The sequence below is a fragment of the Mesorhizobium sp. USDA 4413 genome, assembly GCF_056280365.1.
This window is the reverse complement of the sequence record NZ_JBVPRP010000001.1, coordinates 2,687,930-2,705,053: the sequence shown is the minus strand read 5'-3', so window position 1 is coordinate 2,705,053 and position 17,124 is coordinate 2,687,930. Positions and strand designations below refer to the sequence as shown.

Genomic DNA, 17,124 nt, shown 5'->3' with positions numbered 1-17,124 from the left:
GACACCAGAACGTGGCTGCGTCACGATGCATTGAGGACGCGAAACAAAAGCCCCCAGCGCGACAGGTCGGCGGAGGAGGCGATAACGTCGAGCGACGGCCGCTGATCGACGGAGCTCGCCCGTTCCAATGCGTGGGACAGATCATGCCGGAAGGCCGGATTGCGCCGCAGGAATTCCCAGGCCCAGCCGCGCCGCGTCAGCGCAAGGGTGTAGTCATAGGACCGATCATCGCGCCAGTCTGGCCGGGCGGCTTCAGGTTCTGGCAGGCTCATCAGGTATCTGCGCCCGAAGCATGAAGCGAAGCCATCATGCGGCCTCGTGGATTGACCGGCGCCCACAGCACCGGACCGGCAAGACCGCCATTGCGGCGAACGGCATCGAGGCGCTCGCTTGAGACCTCGAGGTAGCCGGCCAAGGCTCGGGTGGGGCCGATCGCGCGCGGCTCGCCGAGCCGCTCGAGCGGCCAATCGGCCCGGCGCAGGATGCGCTCCATGCGCAGGTCGGTGACGGTGACGATGCGGTCGAGACCTCGCCACAGGCCGAACTCGATCATGCCTGCGAAGAGCGCGTAGGTGCCGACAGCGATGCCGCCTGCTCCCTTGGCGGCCGACGGCGGCAGGTCGAGCGCGAAACGACTGCTTTCCCAGATTCTTGGATCCTGCGGCGTCGGCTGTCCGTCCAGCAGGGCTGGAAAGATATCGCCAAGCATGGTCGGCCCGGTCGAGGCAAGCAGGCGGACGCAGCCGTCGACGCTGCCAATTGAGCCGCGCAGCAGCAGATAATGGGGCTTCAGCGCGTCGAAGCGATCGATCTCGTAGCCGCCGCTGGTGTCGACGTCCCAGTCCAGCCGCTGCTTGAAGACACGGTGGCGCAGCCGGTGCATTTCGTGGAGCTCGTCGGCGAAGTCGCCGTACCATTCGGGGGCAATGAGCTGCAGCATGATTATAGGCCTCCTGGCAGGATTGACCCTGCCATTGGAGGCCAAGCGCCAGGCCGAAGCAGCCTGTACAGCGGTACAGGTGCCTGGTCAGCCGAGACCCGTTCTGGCGGCTGAGAATTGCGCCACGGCCTGCATGCGGGTGCGCAGACCAAGCTTCTTCCTGGCGTTCTCCAGGTGAAAGGAGGCGGTGCGGCGCCTGATGCCAACAATCGAGGCGATATCGCGTGCGGATTTGCCCTGCGCGGCCCATTCCAGGCATTCATACTCGCGCGGCGTCAGCTGCACGCCGTTGACCAACCGATCGGCGGAGAGCTTGCGGCGGACGCAGATATGAAAGCAGGTCGCCATGAAGCGAAATGCCTCTTGGTAGCGCTCGCTCACCCGCAGGAGGGCCGGACTGAGCCCGTCGGCGGCAAAGCTCATGGCGGCGACGTTGCCCCGCTTGTCGAGGATCGGGATGGTCAAACCGCAGCGGATGCCGAACGCGGCCGCCTCGTCGAAGAGCTTCTGCTCGAAATCCGACAGGCCGGTTCGGCTGTAGTGAAGCCCCCACAGAAACGGGCATTGGCAGCCCTGCGCCCGCGCGATCACCGGATCGATGGCGTGATAGTGGTTGCTCAGGTAATGAGCGGTCCAGCGTGGCGGATAGTTCGAGATCAGCCTTGGCTTTCCCGGCGCCCGTGGCGGCAGGCACAGATAAGCGAATTTGACGAGATCGAATGCCGCGGCAGCACGCGCCATCGCGTCACGGAAATCCGTCTCATCGACGCTTTCGGAAAGCTGCTCCAGAAAGGTCTCGAAGACAAATTGCATGCCTAGTCATCCCCAGCCTCTTGGGCCGCGCGGCATTCGGAGTCGCGGAAGCCGGCGGGCAGATTGCCAAGGTGACGTGGCCAAGTTCGGCGGCACGGCGCGTTACGCGATCGCCAGTCCGTCACCTTCCGGTTGGCATTCCAATGATGGGAGAACAGCGATTCGAGTCTCTTCAGCATCCAATTCGAACCGACAGGCAATGACACCGGATCCGTGGCCCGCGCCATTCAAGGTGCTCCAGCGACGGATTTTCAGCCGTTTCGCCATCCGGCTGATAGCGCTTGCGCCAAGCGACAGGCGATGCTCAAGCCGAGGCTTCGCCAAGCATCTTGAGCACTGCCAGCCGGACCTTGACGAGCTTGCGCACCGGCGCGTGATAATTTTGAGGAGCAGCGTCCACCACAAACACCAAGGTCATCAGATCCAGCAAGAATTGGTGGATCGCGTCGGCAGTCACGACCGACTCGAACTGGCGCAGCATTGAGCGTGCCTCATTGATGGTTTCGGCGCCCGGCGCATCGACCAACGCTTCAAGCCTTTCGAAAATTTCCAATTCGGCGACACCTCCATTTCCTCATTTGCCATAGGGCACCTTGCGACGCATACGTCGCGCGAAAAGTAGCTGGCCAAGCGGCGCCTGCGCGCACGATGGTGGCGCCGAACCATGCAGCAGCCTGAGTTCCATGGATGGAAAGACAACAAAACTCGGTCGCACGCCATGGCATCGAAAAATCCGTTTCCGCGAGAGACACGCGGGCGCCTGAAGCCCAGTGCCCGCAACTCAAAACGGAAATGGGCTCGGCACCTCGAACCCGACACTGAAAATCCAGAAACGGACGAACTTGGCTGCATCAGGAGGTCATCCTCAGACCTATTTTCGATGGTCCGGGTTTGAAGGCAGCTCTTGTGACATCACCACAGAAACCGATCCTCGTTGGCTTTGACGGTGTCCATTTTCTGCAGTCGGAAGATTTCCTCCACCGGCACGATTTCGGGGTCGATGCGGTGAATACCGCCGTCAGCGCGGATGCGGGCAAAGACGTCCTTCATGGCGGTGACCGCTGCCCGAATGGCATGATTGCCATAGATCACCATCGCAATCTTGCCGAGCGCGCGGATGCGCGCCTCGTTCATTTCCGGATAGGCCGTCGGCACGATGACTATCGGAACTTCGCCGCGCCAGGCTCGCACAAAACTTTCGACCTCGTCGGGCACCTTCCGTTTGGAGTGGATCAAGATCATGTCGGCGCCAGCTTCTTCATACGCCCTGGCCCGCTTCAAGGCCTCGGCTTCACCCAGTCCGGCGATCAGCGCTTCGGTGCGCGCAATGACGAGGAAGTCCGCGTCTGCGCGCGTGGCAACGGCCGCCCGAATCTTTCCCGCGAATTCCTCGGTCCGGATGAGTTCCTGGCGACCATCTGCCAGGAGGCTCGTCATCTTTGGAAAAGCCTTGTCTTCAATGACGACCGCGGCGGCACCCGCACGCTCGTATTGCTCGATGGCGTAGATGACGTTGATGGCGTTGCCGAAGCCGGTGTCGATATCAGCTATGATCGGCAGCGATGATCGTTCGGCCATCGCACGAACCATGTCGAGGTGCCGGGTCATGGAGACGAGGCTTGCATCGGGCAGTCCATAAAGAGCGGAAAGTTCGAAACCGGAGGCCCAGATGCCATCGAAGCCTGCCTCCTCGGCCAGGATTGCCGACAAGGGACTGTGCGCCGCCATGACGTGGGCCAGACGGCCGGCGCAGATTTGGGCTCGCAGAGATGCCCTGCTCGTTAGCGTGGAGGCTCGGGAGATGTGCTTGGGGCTTTGACCAGTTTGCAGCATCTTGCGCGCCTCTGGAATCGACGAATGATCGAATGACTGCCCCCTGTATTCGGCGACGTCGTTGGCAATCAAACGCATTGATCGATTTTTGAGACCTTTCCATAGCCGAATGCGATGTTAGCGAGCCTCCGAAATCGCCGCCTTCTTACACAGTCGAGCCAACCACCGGCAAAAGGCGCGAGCGAGTTCGGGATTGTCAGAGCGGTCGACCGCATAGGCCCGGTATTGCATACCGCTTGGCGTGAGCGATCCCGGCACCACATTCAAAGCGCCAGTGCGCACCAGGTCGCTGACGATGATCTCGGGCGCTACAAGAAGGCTTTTTCCTGTCATGACGGCAGGCAGCGCAAGGTAGTTGTGATCGTATCGCGCGCCCGACTTGATATCCCTTGATGTCAGATTCATTCCTCTGAGCCAGGTGGGGAGTATGTCGGGACGAGATGTGACGTTGATTATCGGCATGGAGCGAACGACCGAAAGACTTTTGCCCGCTATGTGATTTGGAGAGCCCACACACACGAGTTGCTCGTTGTAGATTTCCCAATGATCGGCAGGTTCGACGACCGAAAGGTCGCGTGTAATCAAGATGTCGAAATCGTCGGTGGATGTCGGCAGCGAAAGCGAACTGATCACGTCGACCATCACGCCGCCCATTTCGGTGGAGAATGCCTGAAGTTTTGGGATCAAGAACGAATAGGCAAAAGTCGAAAGCGATGTGCGCACGACAATCCGGTTGGCGTTCGGCCGAGTGCGCCGCCGCATTCTTTGAGCGGTGAAGCACACTGTATCGAGCGGCTCCGAGACAGTGTTGGCGAATAATCTTCCAAACTCGGTCAGTTCGCTTCGCCTGCCCCGCCGTTCCATCAAGTCTGTCCCGAGATATCCTTCCAGAACGGCTAGATAGCGGCTGACTGAGCTCTGCGTCGTGCCTAATGCGTTGGCTGCCCGGGTCAGGCTTCCTTCGCGCACGATCGTCACGAAAGCGCGGATTGCGTTCAAAGGCACTGCTTCGTCTTCGCTCGTCATCTGTAGCTCCGGAAAAAGAGTTTGAGGGCTGATCCCGTTACGGCAATTCATCTCCAAACTGGGACCATCCATCACATTATTCGATATTTGTCACCGGACTGTCGTGTCCCAGCGGTACCGCGTGGCCATGAGTTCCGGCCCCAGGATGGGTGCATGACATTTCCACTCAATAGCGTTGGGTTCCTTACTTATTGCTTTGTGCAACGTGAGCCGACAGCTCGCATTGCATGTCGCCGTCAAATCTGGCGCAGGCACCCAATGGTCTTGCGTTGGGCACGTTTGACAGCTGGTCTATCGGACCGCTTGAGCGCTGCGTCCTTTGCATCCGAGGTGCGCGGCGACGAGGTCGGTTGGCCGTGTCGTCGCGCGTGAGGAATGAGGAGGCTGCCGCGTGAGTGGGATTGCTATCAGAAATATTCGCAAGTCGTTCGGGGCCACAAGGGTGCTGCATGACGTTTCGCTCTCGATTGCGGATGGCGAGTTCCTGACCCTGCTCGGCCCGTCAGGATGCGGAAAATCGACATTGTTGCGCATACTGGCCGGGCTCGAGGTCCAGGATACGGGCAGCATCGAGATTGGCGGTCGTGTGGTGGATGGAATACGCCCGAAGCGTCGCGACGTGGCGATGGTGTTCCAATCCTATGCGCTTTACCCGCATATGAGTGTCGCCGCGAACATCGCCCTGCCGTTGCGAATGCGACGGCTGAGCCGCGCGCAGCGCCTGCCGCTCATCGGCCGATGGCTACCAGGCTCCGGGCCGGTGATAAGCGGGATCGAGATGGAGGTTTCTCGCACCGCCGAAGCGCTGGGAATTGCGCATCTGCTCAATCGCAGACCGGGACAACTGTCCGGCGGACAACGTCAGCGGGTGGCGGTCGGTCGCGCCATGGTGCGCCATCCTGCCGTGTTTTTGATGGACGAGCCGCTCAGCAATCTCGACGCCAAGTTGAGGGTCCAAATGCGTGCCGAGATCAAGGACCTGCACAGGCGCCTTGGGGTGACATTTGTCTATGTGACGCACGACCAGGCGGAAGCGATGACGCTGTCTGATCGAGTCGTAGTCATGCGCGACGGCGAGATTTTGCAAGTTGCCCCACCCCAGGAGATCTATGCCGATCCGAACGACATACGCGTGGCTGAGTTCCTCGGATCGCCAAAGATCAACATGGTGGACGCAACAATGCGCGAACCCGGCTTGGTCGATCTTGCAGGCTCCGCCCTTTCGGTTGCTTGCGAGATAGCGCCGGGATCCAAATTCACTGTCGGCATTCGCCCAGAGGCTTTCCAGTTTGCTGAACATTCCGGCCCGGGGGTAATCACCGGCTCGGTGCGCATGGTCGAGCATATGGGCTCCGATCTGTACGTTTATTTCGACCCGTGCGGCCTCGAGCATCCGTTGATAGCCAGGCTTTCCGCCGAGCGCGCACCCCATATTGTCGCCGGACAGACGCTGCATGTCTCAGTCAGGCCGGACCAGCTGCTCGTCTTCAACCGCGACGGTCGTCGGGTTCGTGCGCGAGACGTCTCGCGCACGAACCCGTCCACGCCAGTGAGGGAGTGGGCCTGATGAGCGCAAGCCTGCCTGCTGTCAGTCGGCTTGCGCAGTCTGCGGAAGGGGCCGCGGCGAAGCTATCGTCGCGCGTGTCGCTGCCACGAAGACACTCGTTCTATGAGGCGATGTGGGGTTGGGCACTTATTGCGCCCGCTCTCGTCTTTCTGGTCGTTCTGTTCTTCCTGCCGGTTATCGGCGTCTTTGTCATAGCGTTTAGCGACTGGCAGTTCGGCGCCAGCTCGCTTTCCTTCGTCGGCCTGGCAAACTTCCGCGAAGTCATCTTTGACGAGGGTTTTGGAGCGTCGCTGATCAATACTGTCGTCTATGTAGTGATGGTTGTTCCAGGAACCGTACTTGCAGGACTTTTGATCGCGCTGCTCATAGAGAGCAGCCATTCGTGCCGCGCTCTTTATCGCGCAGTTCATTTTTTGCCCTTCATGGCCACGGCAACTGCAATGGCGATCTCGTGGGAGGCCTTGCTCCATCCCACCATCGGCCTGGTCAACCACAGCCTGGCTGCCCTTGGTTTACCTGTCGCCAACTGGCTGCGCGACGAAACGACGGTCCTGCCTGTTCTCGCCGTTATCGGCATCTGGCAGAATCTCGGTTACGCCATGGTGCTCTTCATGGCGGGGCTGAAGTCGATCCCGCTCGATCTATACGACGCCGCTGATGTTGACGGGGCCGATCACTGGCTCGATCGCCTGCGAACCGTCACCATTCCAATGCTTGGACCGGTGTCCATGTTCGTCGTCATTGTTGTGGCGCTTAGAGCTTTCGAAACCTTCGACACGGTCCAGATCCTGACCCAAGGCGGCCCGGGCCACTCCTCGGAAATGCTGCTCTACACGATCTACCGGGAAAGTTTTGAATATTTGCGCGCGGGCTATGGCGCCGCGGTCGCCATCGTCTTTCTCGCAATCGTCGTGGCGCTGACCCTGCTCCAAGCGCGTAGCATGGACAAACGGGTACACTATCAATGAGCGCGATCCGCCTTTCTCCTGCGGCCGCTATCCTGCGCCACGGCGTGCTGGTCCTCACGTCCGCATTCATTCTCGTGCCCTTCGTTTGGATGGTCAGCCTGTCGCTCAAATCGCCTGGTGAGATTTTTCGGGCGACCTTCTCGGTCCTTCCGGCACAATTTTACGGTGTCGACAATTACGCCAAGGCGATCACTTCGGTGCCTCTGCCGGGCTATATGGGCAACGGCCTTCTTGTCTGCGCTCTGATCCTGGCAGCACAAATTCTCGTGTGCGCGCCGGCCGCTTACGCTCTGGCCAAGCTCAAGTTCTGGGGTCGCGATTTCATTTTCGCCATGGTTCTCGTCGGGTTGCTTCTGCCGCACCAGGTGCTGTCCCTTCCCTTGTTCATCCTGTGCTACAAGCTCGGTATCCTGAACACCTATTTGGCGCTGGTTATTCCCTACGTCGTCTCACCGTTCGGCATTTTTCTCTTCCGCCAATTCTTCAGGAAGATTCCGGACGACATTGTCCACGCGGCGCGGCTTGATGGCCTGACCGAACTTGCCATCGTCTGGAAAATCATGGTGCCGATGGCGCTGCCTGCCGTCATCGCGTTTTCCATCTTCTCGGTTGTCGCTCACTGGAACGATCTTTTCTGGCCGCTGATTGCGGTGCGCGACGGCAACTTGATGCCTGCGCCGCTCGGGATCATGGCCTTCAAGAACGAAGAGGCCGGGAATGACTACGGCCCATTGATGGCGGCATCGACACTGATCGTCGCTCCTTTGCTCATCGCATTCCTGGCCGCGCAGAAGTGGTTCGTGGAGGGAATGACTGGTGGCTCGGTGAAATGAACGCAGCTCACAAATACAATGAGGATCGACCAATGTCCGAAATCACGCGGCGCCATTTTCTCGCCGGTTCATCCATCTTCCTTACCACTGGGTCTCTCGCGCGCGCGGCGCCCTCGGATGCGCTGCGCGTAGTCGCGCTCCCCTCCATATTCGCCGACATGTATTTTGCGCTGGGAGCTGCCTATCAGGCGGGACATGACGTTGCGTTGAACATAGACACCTCGATTCGAGAGGATGAGACCGCCGTCACCACCGTGCTGCGCTCGGCAATGGTTGGGGAACTGCCGGATGTCCTGTTCATCAGCCCGAACTGTCTTCGTGTATTCGCCGACAGAAAGCTTGCGCAAAGCCTGGATGATTACCAGCGCAACGAGGCCGGTTGGGGACAAAGTTTCTCACCGGCCGTGACACGAATCGGCCGCTTTGGAGCAAGCATGCATGGCCTTGGCTTTGCGGTCTCGATGCCGGTGATCCTCTATAACCTCGATCTCTTGAAGCGAATTGGCCTCAGCGAGCCGCCGGACTCCTGGGAAGCAATCACGGCGCTGGGCCGCAAACTCGATGCCATGGGCAAAGGCGAGGTCGTGGGCGCGTTTATGGAGTACGACAACGGCGGCAACTGGACGTTCCATTGCCTCTTGAATGGGTTTGGCGGCCGCATCTTGGCCGATGACGAACGCAACGTCGGATTTGTCGGGCCCGAAGGGCTCGCCGCTCTCGGAATTTTGCGGGATTTCGGCGCATGCGGACAAGCGCGAGTGGACATGTCACGCGATCAGGCACGACAGGCATTTTCCGCGGGCCAGATCGGCATCCTGTGTACGTCAAGCAGCAGTTACGCGGCCATCGCCAAGCGCGCCGAAGGGCAGTTTCAAATTGCGATGCGGCCGTTCCCGGTTGCGAATGGAGCCGGTCACCTGCCCGCCGCCGGACCCATCAGCATCATGTTCTCCAAGGATCCGGAGCAGCGACAAAAGGCATGGGAGTTCATGAAGTTCGCTTCAGGTGTCGCGGGGCAGACGATCGTGGCAACGCGCACGGCTTATCTGCCGGCCAACGATCTCGCGCTCACCACTGAAGCACTCCGGCAATATTATGCATCGCGTCCCAACCTCCAGGCTCTGATCCCGGCCTTGTCGGCGATGGGACCATGGGAAGCGTTCCCGGGCGAGAACTCAGTCAAGATCACCACCGTGATAAAGAACCACTTGGCGTCGGTGGTTTTGCTGAAAGTCGCACCCAAGCAGGCACTGGAGCAGATGGGACGTGACGTCTCCGATCTCTTGCCATTGCATTGACCGTCCTGACCCCAACCACTCCTCAATCAAAGGTGTTATCAAATGGCATCATTCCTGAAGCGTGACTTGTCGGCTTCTCGCGCGCTAAAAGAAAAACTCCGCTGCGGGGGCATCGGCACCCTGGTACACTCCAGTCATCCCTCGCCGAGCCTGGTGGAAAAATTGGCTGAATGCGGGTTCGATGCCGTCCTCATCGACTGTGAACACGGTTCGGCCGGTCCGGAACGGGTGGAAGAGATGGGGCGCGCTGCGAGTCTGTCCGGAGCCGTTTCTATCCTGCGGCCGGAAGATCCCTCGCCATGGATGGTGACCAAGTATCTCGAATGCGGTGTCGATGGTCTGATGATCCCGCTGGTGTCGGACGCGAAAGTAGCGCAGAGCATCGTGGACCGGTTCAGGTTCTCCGCGCCATTCGATCACCAGGACCGGTTGCTTATCCTGATGATTGAGACCATCGAGGCAGTCAACAACTTGCCGCAAATCATGGCCGTCGAAGGCGTCGACGCCTATCTGGTTGCCCCTGGGGACCTGGCCCTCACGATCGGCGCTCAGCCCATCACCTACGAATGGCAGCAAGGCAACAAGCCGCAAGCCGTTGCAGAAGTCGTCGATCGTGCGATCAAAACGATAGTGGACGCAGGCAAGATCTGCGGCACGCTCGTCAACCACAGCGACGTGGGGTCCTTCGTCGATAAGGGCGTTCGGCTCGTTTATGATCATGCGAACCATATGTTGAGCTATGGCGCTCGTGAGTTCCTTGGTCGTTTGAAGCAGTCGCCATATAAACTGGAAGCGGTTTCTGCATGATGTCAGCCGTTCAGCATGGCCTGCCAAGCCTCGGCGTGACATGCTGAACGACGCTGAGATGAGGCTCGCCATATACGGGCGGACACTGCTCGTTACGGCCGCGCTGCCAGGAGCAAAGAAGCGACGCCGCGCTCGATGAACGTCCCGGCGGGCGACATCGCCGAGAGTCGGGACCGCAAGCCATCCTCGAATAAGCGCCGTCGGTCTCCGAGTACCCCGGGGCAAGCCTTGGATGTGGACAAGATATAGCCGACGAGCGAATCCAGATCCCAATGATGCTCGTAAGGAAAGCTTTTGTCCTGAATGTCGCTGAAGGCGGAACGGGCAAGGATGACACGATTCGATTCCTTCAAGGCAGGTCGGATACCTTGCCTCCCCGCCGGAAAGAAACCGCCCCAGAAAGTCTCGGTATAGGCGAGTTGTTCCAACCACCAATCATTGGGTGAACAGTTCGACCGGTGCCTCGAAATGACAGCGATAACACAGTCGTGCGCCGCCACCTTCTCAAGGTAGTTCAGGACCCGCTCCCGATCCATCCAATGGAACGCGCCCGCTATCGTGACCAGTGAAAACGGGCCGATGTCCAAGCCAAGCTCCTCGGATTTTCCGGTCACGAAGGAGACGTTGCGAGCGCCGGACCTGGCGGCGTATTGGCGTGCCTCACCGATCATATCTTGATCGGGGTCCACAGCGATGACTTCATTGGCAACTCGAGCAAGCGGAACACTGATCTGGCCCGTTCCACAGCCTAAATCGAGCAAGATGGCGGGCTCTCGGCCAGAAAGGTAATTTTGTGTCAAGAAATCGAACATCGCGGCCGGATAGTCTGCTTGGTAGCGCGCAAAATAGTAAGCGGCTCCCGCAAACAGATCCGCAGGCGCGGTGGTCATTATTTGACGGCCTGTTGTGCTCATTTCCCGTATTCCTTGTCTTGATGGATCGACTGTTTAACGTCTTCATGGTGGGTCGTGTGAGAGATGGGCGGAAAGGATTTCCGCGACGCCCGACAATCCGGCATGAAGCTGCGCGTGATCCTGGGGACCTGTGATCGCCACGCGTATCGCATTGGGAGGTGGCTGATCGTCCACCGAAAAAACCCTGGCGGATCTAATCTGGACGCCAGCCGCCAGAGCGGCTTCGACGACTGCGTCACAGCTCGCCTTGGCAGGCAGTTCTATCCACAAGTGCAAAGCCCCCGGCACGGTTTTGGCCCCGGATCGGCCCAGATGCTGAAGGGCCAATTGTTGCCTTGCCGTGACTTCGACACGCGCGGTGTTGACGATTTGCCGAGCGTTGTCCCCTTCGATCCAGTGGGCAACGAGCTCGCAGGACAAAGAGTTGGCAAACATCGACGACGACCTTAGATGCGGCCTCAATACATCTGCCGCCGCGAGGCCCTCGGGTATCGCCAGATAGGCCAGTCTAAGGCCCATGGCGAAGCACTTGGAAACGCTCATAATGTACCAGGTGATTTCCGGGGCGTGGGCGTACAGAGATGGTGGTGCTTCCGGATGGAGACGGCCGAGCACATCGTCTTCGATGATCGCAATGTTGTGCGCTCGTGCCACGCGGACAATCTCGGCTCGCCGACGTGCTGACATGACTGCCGTGGTGGGATTCTGGACTGTCGGGGTGCAGTAGAGAAGTTTGGGACTGGCTCGCCGACATACAGCCTCGAGCGCGGCCGGCTCGACCCCTTCCGCGTCCATTTCGACACCGATTACGATTAAGCCGAGCGACAAGGCTATCGGGCGTATCAGGAGATAAGCCAGCTTTTCGGCCACAATGACGTCACCCGGTTTGCACAAGTGCCGCAGTATGACGACGAGCGCGTTTTGGGTGCCGTTGGTCACCAGGATGCGATCGGCGGGGAGGATCTCACAGACGCGCGGGCTTATCCATATGGAGCCGATCTGGCGATCGCGTTCCTCTCCACCGGGCCGATTTTTCCGGATCCGCCAGTGGAGCTGCGATTGCGAGGCCAGTTCGATGAGGGATCGAGACAAAGCCTCTCCCAGAAAAGATGGGCACGGCGGCAGCGCGGTGGAAAGATCGATTGCGCTGGTCTGCTGACGGCTCATGAGGCGCTCCCTGGTTTTCGTGGGTGCCGACAAGGGGCAAGAAAATTGAAGTCGTGGCTGTCTTCGTTTGCGAACGGCGCGCGACCTCGGGAACGACAGAGCCAAACGCGAAGCTGCATCATTGCAACATTGGCGATGGACGAATGAGGATACAAAGCGCGATGTGGACATGCCTATCGATTGTTCAGCCTGCCGCAATGGCTGAGCACGCTCGCCCGGACACAAAGGGCACCCTCGGCCTGTCGTGCTCGCGGCACTTCCCGCGGCCTCAAGATGCGCCCCGAAATGCGAGCGCGGCGGATGCAACGACGCAAAACGCCGTCACGACCAAATACATGAAGCCCGCCGTTTTAGGCACACGGACCGGCGAGACGTGGAGAATGGCGAGCAGGATGAGGAGGGATGCGAACAGCTTTGCGAAAATAGTTTCGGGGAGAGTGGGGCGAAACAAGAACACAATCGCCGTCACCGGCATGACCCAGCTGGTCGGCACTCCGACGAATCGCCCTGTCGGAGAGCCGACCACGTTGAAGAAACTCAGCCGCAAGGCGCTGGCGACGACGAGAACGGCTGCAGAAACAACACAAAGTGGCGATCCGTGCCCGACGACGATCAGGGTCACGGCTGGGAAAATTCCAGCGCTGACGAGATCGGCGAGCGAGTCCAAATTCTTGCCGACCTCTGCCGTTTGCGCCGACCGGCTGCCTCGCATTCGCCGCGCGACGACACCGTCAAAATGATCAGCCAAGAGCGCCCACAAAACGATTGCCACGCCGATCTCCGGAAACCCGGCGATCGAGAAATCGATGCCGATCGAGGAGAGTGCGAGGCCGATGGCGGTCATTGCATTTGCCGGATCGACAAGCAGGCGGATCATCCAGACCTTCCTCTGTGATTATCGCAGGCGCTATGCCCGGGCGGGGTGGAGCGGCTGCGCGGCATCAGCAAAGATCCTGTGCGCGCTGTTAAGATCCTCGGCACTGTCGATCTCGCACCATTTCACGCCATCGCAACAGGCCGCGGCTAGTTGGAGCCCGCGCCTTTCCACGAGATAGGCAAGAAGTTCCTCAATGTGAGCCTGAGTAGCACCTGAGCCGATGACCTCGTCGAGCGCGGGAACGATGAGGCCTTTGAGGGTAGACGCGGCCAAGCGCAGTAGATTCATCGTCTTGAACAGCTTGGGTCCGCTTGCGGCAAGATCTGCCGCGGTCTGCTTTGTGCGGAAAGTCGAGATCAAGCCGCGCGCCGAAAGCACCGCCGCCGACCCTTGCATGGTGGCGTCGAACGTTACAACGGCGGCAACATCGGCGGCATCGGCCATGTTAAGATAGTGGAGTGCATTCTGTTCAAAGAAGACGTCGCCTTCGAGTAGATAGAAATCCCCCGAAAGCAGCATATCGCGGGCTAGCCAAAGCGAATAGGCGCTGCCGGTGCGGTCGAAAACCGTTGACTCCACATACGTGATCTGGACGCCCTGGAAGCGGTTGCCGCATGCGTATTGGATAGCGTCTTTGCGGTAGCCGACGACGACTATGACCTCTTCCACGCCGATTGCCGCGAGGTTTCGCAGCGCATTGTGCAGAATCGATGTGCCGTTGACTTCGATCAGGGGCTTCGGCCGCAGATCGGTCAGCGGGCGCAGACGGGAGCCCATTCCGGCGGCGAGGATGACGGCTTTCTTGGGCGCGGCGACAGGCATGTCGATGTGCCTTTCTTGGGAGTGTCATTTCCAGCCGTTGAGGACATCAACCAGCCGGGTTAGTCCGGTTTCGAGTTCTTCGGGAGGAATTCCATAGGACAGGCGCAGACCGAGGGGGTCGCCGAAGGCGGTGCCCGATACGGCTGCGACGCCGGCGTCGGCAAGGAGCGAGGTCACAACGTCATCTGCTGTCGCCGCACCATTCTTGAATGCGGGTCGCAAGTTGGAAAGATCAAGATAGAAATAAATGCCGCCCTGCGCCCGAGGCGCGGGAATCCGCCTCAATGAGGACAGGATGCTGAGACCGATCTGTCTGGAACTTGCCAGTTGCAAGGCCAGCTTGCTCTCATGGCGGCCGTCTGCCCGCTCAACGTGAGCCAGTACCGCATGTTGGGCGATCACATTGGGATTTGAGGTGGTATGGGACTGCAAGGCCCTGACGGCATCAACAACTTCCTTTGGAGCCGCCAGATAGCCGATCCGCCAGCCCGTCAGGGCGAGCGACTTGCTGAATCCGTTGACGATAATTGTTCGAGACCTGACTTCGGGCACAACCGAAACGATCGGGTGATGGGCATGATGACCGTAGACGAAATTGGCATAGCATTCATCGAAAATGACCCAGAGGTCGCGGTTGATCGCCAGTTGGGCGATCGCCGTCAGCGTATCAAAATCGTAGACCGCACCCGACGGGTTGGCGGGCGTATTGACGACGATCGCTCGGGTCTTTTCGGTCAATGCCGCAGCGATGTCCTGGATCCGCGGGACGTAGGCGTTGGAACGCGTATCGACGAAAACCGGCTTGCCACCTGCAATCACGACCTGGGCCGAGAACGTCGTCCAGTAGGGAGAAGGGATAATCACCTCATCACCTGGATTGAGCAGCACCATGGTTGCATTGAAGAGCGCTTGCTTGGCGCCTGTCGTTGCCGCGATCTCGTCGGCTTTCCAGGTTTGGCCCGTATCGAAGGAGACCTTCCGCGCCAGCGCCTCGCGCAATTCCATCATGCCGAGCGTATCGGTGTATCGATTGACGCCGTTGTTGATAGCATTGATCGCGCCTTCGCGAATGGTCGGAGCGAGCTCGCTCCAGATCTCGCCAGCGGTGAGGTCGATCACCTCTTGGCGGCTATGGGCTGCCTGTCTTGCGGCGGCCCGCGCCGCGGCGGTTCCAGAGGAACCGAACGAGCTTGTGCGTCGAGCAAGCATCGGCGCCTCCTTGCCTTGATTTGGGAAGTCAGGCCCGCTTATGGGGCACCGCTCGCTATTTGCGGCAGATATTTTTGTTCGGCCGCGGAGAGCTCTTGATATTTCAGCAGATCAAAGAGCTCTTCGAGCGTCGCAACGTCGCGCTCGATCCCGGCGGTGCTCTCTTCGCGGATGATGCGGTCGCAAACCTGGCGCATGGCCGAGATCGCAGCACGCATATTATGGTTCGCCCAAATCACGGTTGAGATTTGTGCCGCTCTGTATTGCGCGACCGGCGCGCGGTAATATTTCGTCGGGACGATCACTACCGGAAGACGGTTCCCCCAGGCGCGGCTAAAGGCGAGAATTTCGGCTGGGTCTGGTTTGCGCGAGTGGATCAAGATCGCGTCGGCACCGGCCTCAGCATAAGCATGTGCCCGCGTCAGCGCCTCATCCTGACCATGTCCGGCGATGAGTGCCTCTGTCCGCGCGACCACAACAAATTCCGGATCCGGCACGTGGTCCCGAATAGCTTGCAGACGTCCGCAGAACTCGCCGATCTCAGCGAGTGGGTGCCGGTCTGCGACAAACGAGTTCTTTTTTGGGAAGCTCTTATCCTCGACGCAGACCCCGGCCGCCCCGCGTTGGTGCAGCTTGCGCGCGAACAGGCGCGCGTTGTTGAAATTCCCGAATCCGCTGTCGCCGTCGACAAGAACAGGTATTTGCGTGGCCTCGACGATTCTGTGCACAGCATCGACGATTTCGGTCCAGGACGCTTCGTTCGCATCGCGATAGCCCAGGCAGGACGAGATCGACAGTCCTGAGGCCCACAGACCTCGAAAGCCTGCGGCCTCCGCGACCGACGCCGACAGGGCGTCGTGGGCTTCCATAAGGAAAGCGATTTCACTCGAACATACCAGAGACCGCAACGCCGATGCGGTGGATGCTTGGCGAGTTCCATTGTTAGCGTTCGCGGTTACGGTCACATCTCTTATCATACCTAGGAATCCGGTTGCCGACCTTAGACCAATAACGTAGGCGACCCAATATGTTTACAATCTTCCTCCGGCTCACCAAAGCATCTTAGCACATTACACGATATGCCTAACAATAAAAGCCAGATTTTTGTGAAACTTGCGTTACACCATTGTTTAATTATTGTGGAACTCCGAGGCATTGTTAAACAATCGACCACAATCACTCACGGCTACCCAGCCCCTCAACGACATTACTGTTTTGCTACAGTGGAAAAGACTGACGCGGCCATTGGACCGATCGCCGAGCAGGCGCGATTTCCTGAGCGTCCGGTGAGCGCCGTCTGCGCGCAGGCGCCGCTCAGTTCAAGGGGTTGAACGCCGCCATCTAACGAGTCATGCCGACCGGGAATATGGATTGCTTGATCACCGGGGCGGCTTGATCAATTCGCAAGGATCAACATTAAGAGCCTTTGCGAGCCGGCCCAGGACACTTACGCTCGCGGAGACGCGGCCGCGCTCGATTGAGCCCACATAACGCATGCTGAGCTGCGCGAGAGCCGCCAATTCCTCCTGCGTCAAGTCCTGATGATGGCGCACGCGACGCATGTTGATCGCCATCACCTCTTTGAGGTCCATGGCGGTATACGGACCAGAACCGGAACTATCGTTCTAGGAACGATCGTGCCTATTCGTTATAGTGAGGCCCTCAAAACACATCTGGGATCGTGGAAGACGCGCCCGGAATCCGAACTCGCACAAAGCCACTTGGACATCGAAATGCAAGACGAAGTTCCCTGGTCGGATAGCCTCACGGCTTACGACAAAGAGCATTTTACGACCTATATGCGGTTTCTGGACGCCGCCGCCGACAGTGCCAGTTACGAGGAAATGGCACAGTTGATCCTCGGCATCGATCCCGAACGCGAACCGGAACGGGCCCGCAATGCGGCCCGCAGCCATCTCGATCGGGCGAACTGGATGGTGGCGACCGGCTACCGGGAATTGTTCGCCGGCTGACTGGCGTTCCGACAAGAAAAAAGACGGCAGGCCGACACCGGGGGGCGGTGCCAGTGGCGAGATATGGACCGGGGCGC

Annotated in this window: 19 protein-coding genes; 6 read left to right on the top strand and 13 right to left on the bottom strand. The window is 59.4% G+C overall.

What is annotated here, in order from left to right; translation table 11 throughout:
- Positions 1–20 precede the first annotated feature (20 nt).
- The 6 genes from ACVMIM_RS12925 to ACVMIM_RS12900 form a co-directional block, all read right to left on the bottom strand.
- Positions 21–272 carry a transcriptional regulator domain-containing protein gene (locus ACVMIM_RS12925; protein WP_040980004.1) on the bottom strand — a complete coding sequence of 84 codons (252 nt, stop codon included), beginning with the start codon at positions 270–272 and terminating at the stop codon, positions 21–23.
- Positions 272–940, bottom strand: coding sequence for an acyl-homoserine-lactone synthase (locus tag ACVMIM_RS12920; RefSeq protein WP_052457610.1), 669 nt, complete (start codon positions 938–940; stop codon positions 272–274). Before ACVMIM_RS12920 ends, ACVMIM_RS12925 begins: the two co-directional genes overlap by 1 nt.
- An 87-nt stretch (positions 941–1,027) precedes the next feature.
- Positions 1,028–1,753: a LuxR family transcriptional regulator gene (locus ACVMIM_RS12915; RefSeq protein WP_476112340.1), complete on the bottom strand. Its 726-nt coding sequence runs from the start codon at positions 1,751–1,753 to the stop codon at positions 1,028–1,030.
- Between the two features lie 304 nt (positions 1,754–2,057).
- Complete coding sequence (locus tag ACVMIM_RS12910; RefSeq protein ID WP_040980000.1) at positions 2,058–2,306, bottom strand: hypothetical protein; 249 nt, start codon at positions 2,304–2,306, stop codon at positions 2,058–2,060.
- A gap of 359 nt (positions 2,307–2,665) precedes the next feature.
- Entirely contained in the window at positions 2,666–3,664 is a 999-nt protein-coding gene (locus tag ACVMIM_RS12905; protein ID WP_476112338.1) for a phosphonopyruvate hydrolase, read from the bottom strand.
- 39 nt (positions 3,665–3,703) lie between these two features.
- The gene (locus tag ACVMIM_RS12900) at positions 3,704–4,612 is read right to left on the bottom strand and encodes a LysR family transcriptional regulator (protein ID WP_071099596.1); all 909 of its coding nucleotides are present in this window, start codon (positions 4,610–4,612) and stop codon (positions 3,704–3,706) included.
- A gap of 391 nt (positions 4,613–5,003) precedes the next feature.
- On the opposite strand from ACVMIM_RS12900, the gene ACVMIM_RS12895 reads away from it, so the two are divergent.
- From ACVMIM_RS12895 to ACVMIM_RS12875, 5 genes are read left to right on the top strand one after another with little or no spacing between them, the layout of a single operon-like run.
- Positions 5,004–6,179: an ABC transporter ATP-binding protein gene (locus tag ACVMIM_RS12895; RefSeq protein ID WP_476112336.1), complete on the top strand. Its 1,176-nt coding sequence runs from the start codon at positions 5,004–5,006 to the stop codon at positions 6,177–6,179.
- Complete coding sequence (locus tag ACVMIM_RS12890) at positions 6,179–7,147, top strand: carbohydrate ABC transporter permease (RefSeq protein WP_476112335.1); 969 nt, start codon at positions 6,179–6,181, stop codon at positions 7,145–7,147. The genes ACVMIM_RS12895 and ACVMIM_RS12890 overlap by 1 nt, the downstream gene beginning before the upstream one ends.
- A complete protein-coding gene (locus ACVMIM_RS12885; RefSeq protein WP_476112333.1) occupies positions 7,144–7,980 on the top strand; it encodes a carbohydrate ABC transporter permease in 837 nt (278 codons plus the stop codon). The genes ACVMIM_RS12890 and ACVMIM_RS12885 overlap by 4 nt, the downstream gene beginning before the upstream one ends.
- Positions 7,981–8,012: 32 nt before the next feature.
- Positions 8,013–9,278, top strand: coding sequence for an extracellular solute-binding protein (locus ACVMIM_RS12880; RefSeq protein WP_476112331.1), 1,266 nt, complete (start codon positions 8,013–8,015; stop codon positions 9,276–9,278).
- Between the two features lie 42 nt (positions 9,279–9,320).
- Positions 9,321–10,085, top strand: coding sequence for an HpcH/HpaI aldolase family protein (locus tag ACVMIM_RS12875; protein WP_476112330.1), 765 nt, complete (start codon positions 9,321–9,323; stop codon positions 10,083–10,085).
- A 92-nt stretch (positions 10,086–10,177) separates the two neighbouring features.
- On the opposite strand, the gene ACVMIM_RS12870 is transcribed toward ACVMIM_RS12875, so the two are convergent.
- From ACVMIM_RS12870 to ACVMIM_RS12840, 7 genes are all read right to left on the bottom strand, one after another.
- Positions 10,178–10,999 carry a class I SAM-dependent methyltransferase gene (locus ACVMIM_RS12870; protein ID WP_476112329.1) on the bottom strand — a complete coding sequence of 274 codons (822 nt, stop codon included), beginning with the start codon at positions 10,997–10,999 and terminating at the stop codon, positions 10,178–10,180.
- A 42-nt stretch (positions 11,000–11,041) separates the two neighbouring features.
- The gene (locus ACVMIM_RS12865; protein ID WP_476112328.1) at positions 11,042–12,166 is read right to left on the bottom strand and encodes an aminotransferase-like domain-containing protein; all 1,125 of its coding nucleotides are present in this window, start codon (positions 12,164–12,166) and stop codon (positions 11,042–11,044) included.
- Positions 12,167–12,434: 268 nt separating this feature from the next.
- Positions 12,435–13,043, bottom strand: coding sequence for a CDP-alcohol phosphatidyltransferase family protein (locus ACVMIM_RS12860; protein WP_041000667.1), 609 nt, complete (start codon positions 13,041–13,043; stop codon positions 12,435–12,437).
- 30 nt (positions 13,044–13,073) lie between these two features.
- The gene (locus tag ACVMIM_RS12855; protein WP_041000665.1) at positions 13,074–13,865 is read right to left on the bottom strand and encodes a phosphocholine cytidylyltransferase family protein; all 792 of its coding nucleotides are present in this window, start codon (positions 13,863–13,865) and stop codon (positions 13,074–13,076) included.
- Between the two features lie 24 nt (positions 13,866–13,889).
- A complete protein-coding gene (locus ACVMIM_RS12850) occupies positions 13,890–15,074 on the bottom strand; it encodes an aminotransferase class I/II-fold pyridoxal phosphate-dependent enzyme (protein WP_476112325.1) in 1,185 nt (394 codons plus the stop codon).
- Between the two features lie 38 nt (positions 15,075–15,112).
- Positions 15,113–16,051 (bottom strand): phosphoenolpyruvate mutase, encoded by a 939-nt coding sequence (gene aepX / locus ACVMIM_RS12845; protein WP_052457608.1) that lies wholly within the window; start codon positions 16,049–16,051, stop codon positions 15,113–15,115.
- 402 nt (positions 16,052–16,453) lie between these two features.
- Positions 16,454–16,666 carry a helix-turn-helix domain-containing protein gene (locus ACVMIM_RS12840; protein ID WP_040972957.1) on the bottom strand — a complete coding sequence of 71 codons (213 nt, stop codon included), beginning with the start codon at positions 16,664–16,666 and terminating at the stop codon, positions 16,454–16,456.
- Between the two features lie 141 nt (positions 16,667–16,807).
- Here ACVMIM_RS12840 and ACVMIM_RS12835 point away from each other — a divergent pair, with 141 nt between their 5' ends.
- Positions 16,808–17,047: a DNA -binding domain-containing protein gene (locus ACVMIM_RS12835; protein WP_040980206.1), complete on the top strand. Its 240-nt coding sequence runs from the start codon at positions 16,808–16,810 to the stop codon at positions 17,045–17,047.
- The last annotated feature ends 77 nt before the right edge of the window (positions 17,048–17,124 follow it).